This is a genomic window from Microcoleus sp. T3_D1 (genome assembly GCF_036700405.1).
In the GTDB taxonomy this organism is placed as follows: domain Bacteria; phylum Cyanobacteriota; class Cyanobacteriia; order Cyanobacteriales; family Microcoleaceae; genus Microcoleus.
In genome coordinates, this window is sequence record NZ_JAUBOV010000090.1 from 16,530 (window position 1) to 27,943 (window position 11,414).

Below are 11,414 nucleotides of genomic sequence, written 5' to 3' on the forward strand. Positions count from 1 at the left end.
TAAAGGTCAGTCGATGAATTAAGAATCCCTACGCCTTTAGGCTGGGGAGTGTCAAATCTCCCAAGCGGTTGATGTCCTAGCGATCGCTTGCCATCTATATTAATAACCATTACCCGGAAGTGCCAGTCTAGCTTTCAAGCTCACACCTTGAAGGCGGGGCTGGTTTTATCTTAAGAGGCTAGCTCAGAAATTTTGAGCATAAAGATTAAATTTTATTGACACCTGCGCGTGAAAAATAATTTAACGATCGGCCAGCCTCAAACCTTTGCCACACCAGGATTGGGCCCTTCTTTAATCTACGACTAAAATCCTATTACTTATGTTTGAACCAGTTGCAGAGTTAAATGAACCTCTATCTCTTCAGACTCCTGAAATACTAGACAATCAAATATCTCAGCTCGTTTTATCTGCAAAAACCGATCTCAAAATTTCTAAACAAGAGGTTCGATCGACCCTGAAAGCCTCAACTCTAGACGGCGTTTTTGCCGCTGTCTTCGAGTCGGCGACCGGTGGCGTGCTGCTGAGCAACTTCTTGCTGCAACTCGGCGCCAGTAGCGTGGAAATAGGTATATTCTCTGCTATTCCGATGGTGGTAAATCTCCTGCAACCATTAGGAGCCTACATCGCAGATCGGACAACCAGCCGCCGCTGGTACAACCTATTTGTATTCGGCGTGTCGCGGCTGCTGTGGCTGGTGCTGGCGGTGGCAATTGTTTGGGGTTCCCAGCACGCAGACCTCCACCAACTGCTGCAATGGACGCTGGTAACAGTCGTAGCAGCTAGCGTGCTGGCAGCTTTTGCCAATTCTAACTGGTTCAGTTGGATGGCTGCCGTGGTTCCTCAGCGCTTGCGGGGACGCTATTTTGGCTTTCGCAACAGTGCTGTCAGCCTCATCACTTTGCTGGGAGTGCCGTTGATGGGATTGGAAGTCTCAACTTGGGACGGCGGCCCAATTTTGGGCTACGGTATTGTTTTATTGGTGGGTGTTTTGGCGGGAATGATTAGTTTGGGCTGTCAATCCTTCATGGTTGATGTCAATCCCCAGGTATACAAAAAAGATGCACAGAGCGATCGACTTACAGAGAAAAAAGCAAAGCAAATAACAGATTTTGTGCCTTCTGTGCTGAAAGATTCTAATTTTTTAATGTTTATTCTTTACTTCAGTGTGTGGACATTTGCTGTTAATCTCAGCGCGCCTTTTTTTAATATCTACCTGCTGAAAAATTTAAGCTTGGATGTGAGTTTGGTAACGATTTACACCAGCTTAAGTTCCGGGGCAAATCTACTGCTGCTGATGTTTTGGGGTAAGTTGGCCGATCGCTGGGGAAATCGCCCCCTGCTAATTGCTGTTGGCCTGGTGGTGGCCCTAACGCCTTTGCTGTGGTTGGGTACGGGAAATTACCCGTTTGCCCTGTGGGTGTGGCTGCCGCTGCTGCACTTGTTGGGGGGAACGACTTTAGGCGCGATCGGGCTGTGTACTAACAATATTCAAATGGAGATCGCGTCGATCGAGCAACCTTCGACTTATTTTGCGATCGCCGCAGCGGTTTCGGGAGTATCTGGGGCTTTGGGAACTACCGCCGGTGGCTTTCTTGCCGAACTTCCGGGCATGAGTTTGGGAGCAGTGTTTGCCCTCTCGGCTACTGTGCGGCTGATTGCTCTTCTGCCTTTGGTTTTGGTGCGAGAACCTCGTAGCCAGTCGCTGCGGTCGATCGTCCCCACTTTTGGACGTTTCAAATTTAACCGGGGCTAGGAAATTTTCGCACAAATTTGCCGATCGACAAACCAGAAACACCCACATATTGTTAAAAACTTCAAGCCGATCGCAGAAAACCTGAGAGTCGCTGAAACAAATTTTAACCTCAACAGAGCATCGAACCTGATACCTGTGTAGCCAATACCTCACTATTATCTTGCAGCCAACGGACAAATCGATAAGATATAGCTGTTTGACAAACTGACAAGGCAGAGCGTAAATGTGTTGCAAGGTTTGTTAGCTAGGGCGTCGGAGCGCTACTTCTGTTAGGAGAATTGAGGATTTTCCCAGAACCCAACCTACTATTTCACGCTCTTTTTTTTAGTTAAGAAATATAAAGAAAATTAACATTTTAATACAGCCAACTAGACTGGATGGTGTTTTGAGACTACTATCCTGAGAATCGAAAAAGCTAAAGATTGCCAGCAAAATATCGATTTCCAGCAATCAATGATCGGCGATCGCTGTCAGGCGATAGAAACACCGGAATTGGCAATTCTCTTGTAACCGATTACCAAAGACAGGTCGCTCTCAAATTTCAAATTCAAAGAGAGAATATAAAAATGACGAAACCAGGGAAACGTCTGATAGTTTGCTGTGATGGAACTTGGAACAAACTAGATACTCAGTGCCCAACTAATGTGGTTAGGCTTGCCCAGGCCGTGAAACGGACAGCCAGTGACGGGGTTCCGCAGATTGTGTTTTATGACGAGGGAATTGGAGTAGACAGTAACAAGATTGTGGGCGGAGTTACTGGGCTGGGAATCGATAAAAATATACAAGATGCCTATCGTTTTCTTTCTTTCAACTACGATCGCGGTGACGAAATCTATCTATTCGGGTTCAGTCGCGGTGCTTACACAGTCAGGAGTCTAGCTGGGATGATCTATTGCTCGGGTCTCCTATCCCGCCGTTATGTTACCAAGGCATCAGAAGCTTACGAGCTTTACCGTAACCGAGGCATTAAACCAAATGATGAGGAAGCAAAGAGGTTCCGCAAAGAAAACGGCAAAGATCGGGGCGATCGCGTCCCGATTACCTTGCTTGGTTGTTTCGACACCGTTGGAGCCCTTGGTATTCCTCTTGTACCCGCCTTGAAGAAGTTTGAGGGACAGATCAAAACAAGGTACAAATTCCACGACACCACTTTAAATAAGGATATTGAGAATGCGTTGCACGCCGTTGCGATCGACGAAATTCGCGAAATCTTTGATGTTACCCTGATGAAGAAAAATCCTGATGTTGAGAACCAGCGGGTTATTCAAGTTTGGTTTCCCGGCTCGCATATCTGCATCGGCGGTGGATCGGAAGAATACAGCGGTTTATCAGATACCGCCTTGCAGTGGATGTTGGATTCAACCCGTAACCTGGGATTGGGGCTTGAATTCGATCCAAGTGTCATTCCCACAGGCATCAATCCCAATTATGAGATTGATTTTAAAAACAATCCGGGGTTCTTCAAATTGGCAGGAATCAAGTTCCGCGAAGTGGGCGATGCTATTGAGGAGCTTCACGAAAGCACGATCGAGCGATTGAAAAAACGCCAAGACTATCGGCCTAAAAATCTGCAAAAGATTCTCTCAAAAGTAATTGAAAATGTAAAACAATGATAAAACTTTATCAAGCTCTCAGAACCGAACATAAGAAGACGATCTAATCTACAACAATCGAAAGGAAAAGCAATCATGACAAGAGATACATCTAGAGATGGATTGAGCAACAAAGCTTTAGCATATACGTTGACTCATTTCAAACCAATTTGGAACTTAGTTCAAAGTTACGAGCCTCTGAAACGTAAACTCAACAAATTTTTTCTCAATAGTATCATTTACAAACTTCCGACTCGCCCGCTTCCCTATAGCTTAATGGGCTTAGATCCCAAAATTCCCGGAACAGATATTCCCAAGAAAACTGATACCTACATCTCTTGGGATTCACTTACAGACAAGACTTATACTGGGCGACATTTACCTCCAGACCCAGAATTTAACAAAGAAGGGAATTTACCACCACTGGCCAAATTAAAGACCTTATTCCAAAAAAGAGATGGAAAAACCATTTATTCGGAAAAATCCACTCTGCTATTTCCCTATTGGGTGCAGTGGTTTACAGATAGTTTTCTGCGGATCGATCAGCAAAACCGCTTCAAAAACACCTCCAACCATCAGATTGATATGTGTAATGTTTACGGGTTGACCCGCAAACAAACAAATATGCTCAGAGCTTTCAAAGACGGCAAATTTAAAACCCAAAAACTCAAGCGCAAAGATGGCGTAGAAGAAGAGTATCCACTCTTTTATTATGCCGACCCTGAGCAGGGTATTATCGATCCTCAATTTGAAGGTCTTCATGCACCCCTTAATGATGAGAAAAGACAACCCCCCGAAAAGAAAGGCAAGCTATTTGCAATGGGAGTTGAACGGGCAAACGTCCAAATTGGCTATGTCATGCTCAACACTTTATGTATCAGGGAGCATAATCGAATTTGTGATGTTTTGTCCAAAAGCTATCCGCAATGGGACGATGAGAGGCTCTTCCAAACCGCGAGAAATATTCTCATGGTGATTGTTCTCAATATCATTATGGAAGAGTACATTTTCCACATTACGCCCTATAATTTTAGGTTCTTTGCCGATCCTGAAGCTTTTACGAAGGAAAGTTGGTATCGAGAAAATTGGATGGCGATTGAGTTTAGTTTTGTCTATCGCTGGCATAGTGCAGTTCCGGAAACCTTTACCTATGACGGCAAAGAAAAATCCATGTACGATTCCCTCTGGAATAATCAGATGTTAATCGATAAAGGGTTGGGTGCATTGATGGAAGAAACTTGTTCCCAACCAGGTACTAGAATTGGTTTGTTTAACACACCTGATTTTAAGATCGCAGGAACACCCTATACATTTATTGATGCTACCGAACTAGCATCTGTTAAACTCGGACGGCAGGCGCAGTTAGCCAGTTATAACGATTACCGCGAAATGTGTGGTTATCCCAGGGTGACTGATTTCAATCAAATTACGGGTGACGAATACGCTCAACAGAAATTAAAAGAGTTGTACGGTCATGTTGATAAGATTGAATTATTTGTCGGATTGTACGCTGAAGATGTCCGAGAAAATTCAGCAATTCCGCCTTTAGTAGCACGGATAATTGGCATTGATGCTTTCTCCCAGGCTTTAACTAATCCTTTGTTATCGCCTAAAGTCTTCAATAAGGAAACTTTTTCTGAGGTTGGTTGGGAAATTATCCAAAATACCAAAACAGTCTCTGATTTAGTGAATCGTAATGTTCCTCCAAGCGATCCCAAGTACAAAGTCTCCTTCGATCTTTAAGTTGTAGCTGACAACTAAGACTCAAGGTAGTGGGGGCGCAAACACACCTGCGCCCTCAAAAATGAGGAATAAAAAGCAATACGGTTTAGTTAAAACTGTTTATTCCCCGGAGATCCCCCTAAATCCCCCTTAATAAGGGGGACGCAAGAGTAAGTTCTTGTCCCCCCCTTATTAAGGGGGGCTAGGGGGGCTCAGGCTTAACTGAACCGTATTGGAAGAAAAAGGCGCTCTTTTCGCAAGCGCTCGGCTACGGCAATTCGGGAGCAATTGCACCAGCAGTTATAGTGTTTAACAGATGCAACGGTTTGTGTAGAGCCTTTTTTAGCGATTAACCGAAGGTTATGTTATGAACAAGAAGTTATTTACCGAATATCCCGAACAGGACGAGATCAAATACTACGATCTTTTGGTTGAGCAGGCCAAGCTTCGGATGGATAATCTTTACGGCAATAAGGATCGGGCGCTGCGAGATACTCACGCCAAAACTCATGCTTGCGTTAAAGGAACTCTGGAAATTTTTGACTTTGATGAGGAAGCGATTAAACGGGAAGTGGGCAAACGCGCTTCGTTAAGTTCTTCCCGACTCAATGCTATTTCCCTTAAGCAAGGTTTGCTAGCAAAACCCAAAGAATATCCTGTTTGGTTGCGATTTGCTAACGGGGCTACCAAAGTATACCCTGATTACCAAAAAGATTCGCGCTCAATATCACTGAAAGTGATGGGGGTGGAAGGGGAACGACTCGCGCAAAGCCACGAGTCAAAAACCCAGGACATCATTGTTCACAATTCAGAGCTATTTGTGAGCCAAACCATCAAAGATTACTACGGCTTTTTTTCGGCTCTTGTTGAATCACCAGAGACATTGAAAAAGTGGCTAATCCGACATCCCAGACACTTTTTAGCAGTCTCGACGCTTACTGGTAGCCGGACTCCGAAGAGTTTGCTAACAGCCAAATATTGGAGCGGTTCACCCTCTGCTTTGGGTCTAAATCCCGATTTCGATCCCTCTAAGCCTGGTGTAGTTCCTGTCGAATATCCGGCTGTAATTAAGTATGGGTTTACTCCGGTTTCATGCAAACCACCGCACGAGATAATTCCAGAACAATCGCGACCTGGAATTCCTAAAATTCCTTTTGTCGATCGCGCCAAAGCCCTGGGTTTAGATCCCAATAAACCAGACAATTATTACCGGGACGATCTAATTCAAGCCTTGGCGAAACCTGACGCTCAATACTGTTGGGATTTTGGCATTCAGTTCCAAACCAGCCTAAAAATGCCGATCGACGATGGCATCAATGTCTGGAAGGAAAAGGAATCACCCTTCTTGAGAGTAGGTCGTCTCACCGTCAAGCATCAGATTATTGATTATGAAAAACAATCTGATTTCAACGAAAACCTGAGATATTCTCCCTGGAACGGCTTAGCAGTTCATCGTCCAGTAGGTGCGATCAATCGGATACGCGGTGTTGTTTACCCGGTTGTAGCGAATTATCGCCTTCAAAAGCGAGGTCTTGTCCACCAAGAACCAACCGGAGAAGAAACATTTTAAGGGAATAAATGGAATAATTTGAGGCTGGCACATCATTTAATGCCATCAGCCAGGTGTCGTCTGAGCAAATGGCCACTCAAAGAAGTTATATCAATTCCGGTTACACTCCTTATGATGGGGAGTGGGGAGTGGGGGAATGTGGCATTACTCATATCTTGCACCATTTTCAAGAACAGGCTTTTCGGCCTGTTCCACAAAGAGTGAATTTGATTGTGGGATGGGCATCCTGCCCGTCCATAAAAAGCTTATTGCAAATGGTGCAAGATATAAGATTATTTATCTTGACTTTATCATTCCCATCCAACCGGAAACGATATTAACAAGCCAAACCTTCAAAAAATCCCATCCCTTTTTAGGGGGTGGGAGTGTTGAAAATTATGAATTCTTAGTCCTCAGTCCTTAGTCCTCATTATTCAGTAGCAATTAATCAATAACTGGGTTCGTACCCAATTATTAATTATTCTGCTAGCAACCAACTGATGACTAATGACCAACGACTGATGACTAATAACTTAAGCTTGCCGTGAGTAGTATTCCACCACTAGCAGTTCGTTAATCTGTAGAGCAATCCACTCGCGCTCGATAACGCCGTTAACTTTGCCAACCAGTTTTTGCTTATCAAATTCCAAGTGATTCGGCAAGTGAGCCAAGCCTGGGTCTTTGAGATTAGCTTCTACCATTGTGCGCGAGCGCTCTCTATTTTTCACAGCAACCACATCACCAGGCTTGCACTGATAGCTGGCGATATTGACTTCACGGTCGTTGACAGTTATGTGACCGTGATTTACCAATTGTCTAGCGGACGGAATGGTTGGAGCCATTCCCATCCGAAACACAGTATTGTCCAAGCGCATTTCCAAAAATTGCAGTAACACTTGACCTGTGGAGCCCGTGACACGGCGGGCTTTGCGGACGTAACGGAGCAATTGGCGTTCCGTCACACCGTAATTGAAACGGAGTTTTTGCTTTTCTTGCAAGCGAACCGCATACTCAGAGAGCTTTTTGCGGTTTTGACCGTGCTGTCCAGGCGGATAATCTCGTCTGGGGGTTTTGCGGGTTAGACCCGGCAACTCTTTCAGGCGACGGACGATTCTCAATCGGGGGCCTCGATATCGAGACATTTATTTTCCTCTCTAATATCTGTATGCAATATTTATGCAGACTCTATATTATATGTTGGTAACGGTCAAAATTCAAATAAAGATCGATAAAAAAACGATCGACCGCAGCGCGAGCCATAATGTGAGGTAAATTCTGAAGGAAAAGCCGATCGATCGATCGCCCCAATCAGCCAAAAAAACTCACTACTCGATCTGCCATGCACAACCGCAATTTTTCCCGCACTTCTTCCCCAAAGCCAGCACCGACAGGCTCAAAGCCTACCGCGCGCTGGATATTGGCTCTCGGCACGCAGCTAGCCGCACTCGGTTTGTTGGCAACAGCACTGCCCATTTCACCAGCATCAGCCATTACTATTAGAATCCCTCGCTCTAGGAATCCCTATCGCGTCTGCGCCCTGGAACTAATCGAAGCCGGAGTGGGGGCAGAGGCAGCCGCCGCCGCTTGTGCTGACGCCCTCCGCCCCCGCGACATATCTAAATGCGCCCTCCAAATCAACCGCAAAACCAATATTTCGGGTGTCGAAGCGCTCTCTAGCTGTCGGCAAGTGAGGCGTCCCAAGGAATTGGCTACTTGCGTAGTGAATATTAACGGCAAAAGTCGAACTCAACCGGCAGATCCCCTGCTAGTGCTCGATGGATGCCGCCGCAGTTTATTGCCACAACAGTTTGCTGAATGCGTAGTCGGTTTGAGCGGCAGGCTCGAATTTCCCACTGACAGGTTAATCGCCACTTGTCTAGACCCCAGGGGCAGCGTGAGCCAGTTGGACGGGCGCCCTGCACCTACCCCTCCTGTGGAGCTAATTCCACCGCCTGCGCCTCTCAATTAATTACTGTTAACAGTTGACTGATGACTGTTGACTGATGACTGATGTCCGATCGATTAACAATAATATCCTGGTCGGGGCGGGTTTTTGAGATTGTCCATTATTGGCAGGTATTGTTGGTGAACCCGCCCCTACAAAAATCGCGGTCGCTCGACCGGACATGATATGACTAATGACTACTTTTTCCTAATCAAATGTCAGAAATTTTTGCTCAAATTACAGTCGAAGAATTAGCTCGCCAATTAGCAGAAACCAATGCTGAGAAATTGCAGCTTGTAGACGTGCGGGAACCTTACGAAATTGAACTCGCGGCGCTGCCGGGATTTGTAGCTTTTCCGTTGAGCGAGTTTGCCGAATGGTCTGGTGAAATTGACGCTAGACTCGATCGCGACACCGAAACCCTAGTTCTGTGCCATCACGGAGTGCGATCGGCTCAAATGTGCCACTGGTTAGCGGCTCAAGGATTTACTAACGTTAAAAATATCGTTGGTGGTATCGATGCTTACTCAATGGTGGTGGATCGAACCGTCCCCCGCTATTAACATCAAATCCAGTTCTTAACTATCGTTTTCTTCAGAGTCCGCGCGGGCGGACTTTGTAAGCTAATCCGCATTTAAGTTGCATAGTAAAATAAATTTTTTCTTTTGTGGGGAGTAGGGGTTGGGCAGGAGAACCCGCCCTCAACATACAAATTAAATGCACAACAGGTTATGTGTAGAAACGAATTATATTCCCCCGGAACTAGCTAATTAACAGCAGCAAATCGACAATTTAAAAGCGTACTCATAGTGAGCCGATCGCGCCCGTGCCTTTTCGAGTCATAAAGAGCCTCATCGGCCGCCAGTACCAGCGTTGCTGCATCATTTTCCGGCCCCGGAACAACGCTGGCAATTCCCCAACTAATTGTTACCACAGCACGATCGACTGCCGCGTGAATTATCCGCAGCATCAGCGAACTTTTGCCCATTTTTTTGGGAGCTTTAATGCGAACAAGGCCTCCGGGTTTGCTAATTTCTGCACAGGCCAGGGCTTCGGCCCCTGAGCGCTCAATATAAAATCTAGAGTCAAGCGGTATGGGGCCGCCGGGAAATTCTAGGTCGGCAACTGTTTGGAGCATCAAGTTTGGTGATTTTTGGAGTTCTGCCATAGTCCTTGCACAAGGCGATACCCTGACTGTATCTTAACTTTGTCAGGTTATGAGGTAGACGAGCGGTGTTCAAGATCGATCGACAATCCTACAAAATCTAAGTTTTTAGGGACTTGCCGGAACTCACTTTGCTATAGTAGTGTCACTTTACCCAATCTCAAACCCTGCTTCAACACGGCTCTGCAGATCGACAAAAATTCGACGGTAGCCCAGACGCGATCGTTCTTGGTCTTTACCGGAAAAATAACTCGTCGGTCGTCGAGGTCGCGCAGGAAGAGCCCCTATCTAAGGAGAAATAATCATTGTCACGCCGCTACCTGTTTACCTCTGAATCGGTCACTGAAGGCCATCCCGATAAAATCTGCGATCAAATTTCAGATACGATTTTAGATGCCTTACTGACTGAAGACCCCAAAAGCCGCGTCGCAGCCGAAGTAGTCGTCAACACCGGCTTAATGCTGCTGACGGGCGAAATTACCACTAAAGCTCAGGTAAATTACATAGAATTAGCCCGGAAAAAAATAGCCGATATTGGCTACATCCACGCTGACAACGGCTTTTCGGCCAATAGTTGCTCGGTGTTGGTGGCTCTTGATTCTCAGTCTCCCGATATTGCTCAAGGGGTGAATACAGCCCACGAAAGCCGGGAACAATCGAGTGAAGAGGAATTAGACGCCATCGGCGCTGGCGACCAAGGTTTGATGTTCGGCTTTGCTTGCAACGAAACGCCGGAATTGATGCCTCTGCCGATCAGTTTAGCGCACCGGATTTGCCGTCAACTGGCCGCAGTCCGCAAAACCGGTCAGTTATCTTACCTGCGTCCCGACGGCAAAAGCCAAGTTACGGTGATTTACGAAGACGGCAAACCTGTTGGCATAGATACGATTTTAATTTCTACCCAGCACACCGAAACGATCGGCGACATCACAGAAACAGCCGCAGTTCAAGCCAAAATCAAAGAAGACCTGTGGGCTGCTATCGTCGAACCGGTGTTTGCCGATATTAGCGTGAAGCCGGATTCAGAAACTCGCTTCCTTGTCAACCCCACCGGCAAATTTGTGGTCGGCGGGCCTCAAGGAGATTCGGGTTTGACGGGCCGCAAAATTATTGTGGATACCTACGGCGGCTATTCCCGCCACGGCGGTGGCGCTTTTTCTGGGAAAGACCCCACTAAGGTAGACCGCAGCGCGGCTTATGCTTGTCGCTACGTTGCTAAAAATATCGTAGCGGCCGGTTTGGCCCAAAAGTGCGAAGTGCAGTTGAGTTATGCGATCGGCGTTGCGCGACCTGTTAGCATGATGATCGAAACTTTTGGCACTGGAAAAGTTGATGACGAGCGCCTTTTAGAAGTTGTGAAGCAGCATTTTGAACTGCGTCCTGCGGGAATCATTCAGGCATTTAACTTGCAGAATTTGCCTGCTGAAAGAGGCGGCCGTTTCTATCAAGATGTGGCGGCTTACGGTCACTTCGGACGCACTGATTTAGATTTGCCTTGGGAGGCAACTGATAAGGCGGAACTTTTGAAAGAAGCTTTGAGCCAGAAGTTGTCTGGAGTAGCTGGATAGTAGAATTTTGGGGTGCGCGTAGCGCACCTTATCCATAAATAATATCGGGAGCATCTCAGTTTTGCATTTACAGTGCGAGCGTCCCCGCTCGCGTATTGTACAATACGCGAGCGGGGACGC

9 protein-coding genes are annotated in these 11,414 nt (G+C 46.3%); 7 read left to right on the plus strand and 2 right to left on the minus strand.

Annotated features, from left to right (window positions below):
* Window positions 1–319 precede the first annotated feature (319 nt).
* The 4 genes from QT992_RS28425 to QT992_RS28440 all read left to right on the plus strand — a co-directional run bounded on the left by QT992_RS28425 (window position 320) and on the right by QT992_RS28440 (window position 6,637).
* Entirely contained in the window at window positions 320–1,753 is a 1,434-nt protein-coding gene (locus QT992_RS28425) for an MFS transporter (RefSeq protein ID WP_333340889.1), read from the plus strand.
* 566 nt (window positions 1,754–2,319) lie between these two features.
* On the plus strand, window positions 2,320–3,366 hold the full coding sequence (locus QT992_RS28430; RefSeq protein WP_333340886.1) for a DUF2235 domain-containing protein: 1,047 nt from the start codon (window positions 2,320–2,322) through the stop codon (window positions 3,364–3,366).
* 75 nt (window positions 3,367–3,441) lie between these two features.
* Window positions 3,442–5,088, plus strand: coding sequence for a peroxidase family protein (locus QT992_RS28435; RefSeq protein WP_333340884.1), 1,647 nt, complete (start codon window positions 3,442–3,444; stop codon window positions 5,086–5,088).
* Window positions 5,089–5,434: 346 nt separating this feature from the next.
* Entirely contained in the window at window positions 5,435–6,637 is a 1,203-nt protein-coding gene (locus QT992_RS28440; RefSeq protein WP_333340881.1) for a catalase, read from the plus strand.
* Between the two features lie 512 nt (window positions 6,638–7,149).
* On the opposite strand, the gene rpsD is transcribed toward QT992_RS28440, so the two are convergent.
* Window positions 7,150–7,758, minus strand: coding sequence for a 30S ribosomal protein S4 (gene rpsD, locus QT992_RS28445; RefSeq protein ID WP_172190738.1), 609 nt, complete (start codon window positions 7,756–7,758; stop codon window positions 7,150–7,152).
* Window positions 7,759–7,955: 197 nt separating this feature from the next.
* Here rpsD and QT992_RS28450 point away from each other — a divergent pair, with 197 nt between their 5' ends.
* Window positions 7,956–8,585 (plus strand): hypothetical protein, encoded by a 630-nt coding sequence (locus QT992_RS28450; RefSeq protein WP_333340878.1) that lies wholly within the window; start codon window positions 7,956–7,958, stop codon window positions 8,583–8,585.
* A gap of 191 nt (window positions 8,586–8,776) precedes the next feature.
* Window positions 8,777–9,124: a rhodanese-like domain-containing protein gene (locus QT992_RS28455; protein ID WP_333108282.1), complete on the plus strand. Its 348-nt coding sequence runs from the start codon at window positions 8,777–8,779 to the stop codon at window positions 9,122–9,124.
* Window positions 9,125–9,327: 203 nt separating this feature from the next.
* Here the strand turns inward: QT992_RS28455 and QT992_RS28460 are convergent, their stop codons facing one another.
* Entirely contained in the window at window positions 9,328–9,729 is a 402-nt protein-coding gene (locus tag QT992_RS28460) for an AAA-like domain-containing protein (protein ID WP_333340875.1), read from the minus strand.
* Between the two features lie 302 nt (window positions 9,730–10,031).
* On the opposite strand from QT992_RS28460, the gene metK reads away from it, so the two are divergent.
* Window positions 10,032–11,294, plus strand: a complete 1,263-nt coding sequence (gene metK / locus QT992_RS28465) for a methionine adenosyltransferase (protein ID WP_333320500.1) — start codon at window positions 10,032–10,034, stop codon at window positions 11,292–11,294.
* The last annotated feature ends 120 nt before the right edge of the window (window positions 11,295–11,414 follow it).

Excerpts from the sequence above, each read along its gene's own strand:
- rpsD (WP_172190738.1), bottom strand. The coding sequence starts at position 7,758 with ATGTCTCGATATCGAGGCCCCCGATTGAGAATCGTCCGTCGCCTGAAA.
- QT992_RS28440 (WP_333340881.1), top strand. The coding sequence starts at position 5,435 with ATGAACAAGAAGTTATTTACCGAATATCCCGAACAGGACGAGATCAAA.
- QT992_RS28430 (WP_333340886.1), top strand. The coding sequence starts at position 2,320 with ATGACGAAACCAGGGAAACGTCTGATAGTTTGCTGTGATGGAACTTGG.
- QT992_RS28435 (WP_333340884.1), top strand. The coding sequence starts at position 3,442 with ATGACAAGAGATACATCTAGAGATGGATTGAGCAACAAAGCTTTAGCA.
- QT992_RS28450 (WP_333340878.1), top strand. The coding sequence starts at position 7,956 with ATGCACAACCGCAATTTTTCCCGCACTTCTTCCCCAAAGCCAGCACCG.
- QT992_RS28460 (WP_333340875.1), bottom strand. The coding sequence starts at position 9,729 with ATGGCAGAACTCCAAAAATCACCAAACTTGATGCTCCAAACAGTTGCC.
- QT992_RS28455 (WP_333108282.1), top strand. The coding sequence starts at position 8,777 with ATGTCAGAAATTTTTGCTCAAATTACAGTCGAAGAATTAGCTCGCCAA.
- QT992_RS28425 (WP_333340889.1), top strand. The coding sequence starts at position 320 with ATGTTTGAACCAGTTGCAGAGTTAAATGAACCTCTATCTCTTCAGACT.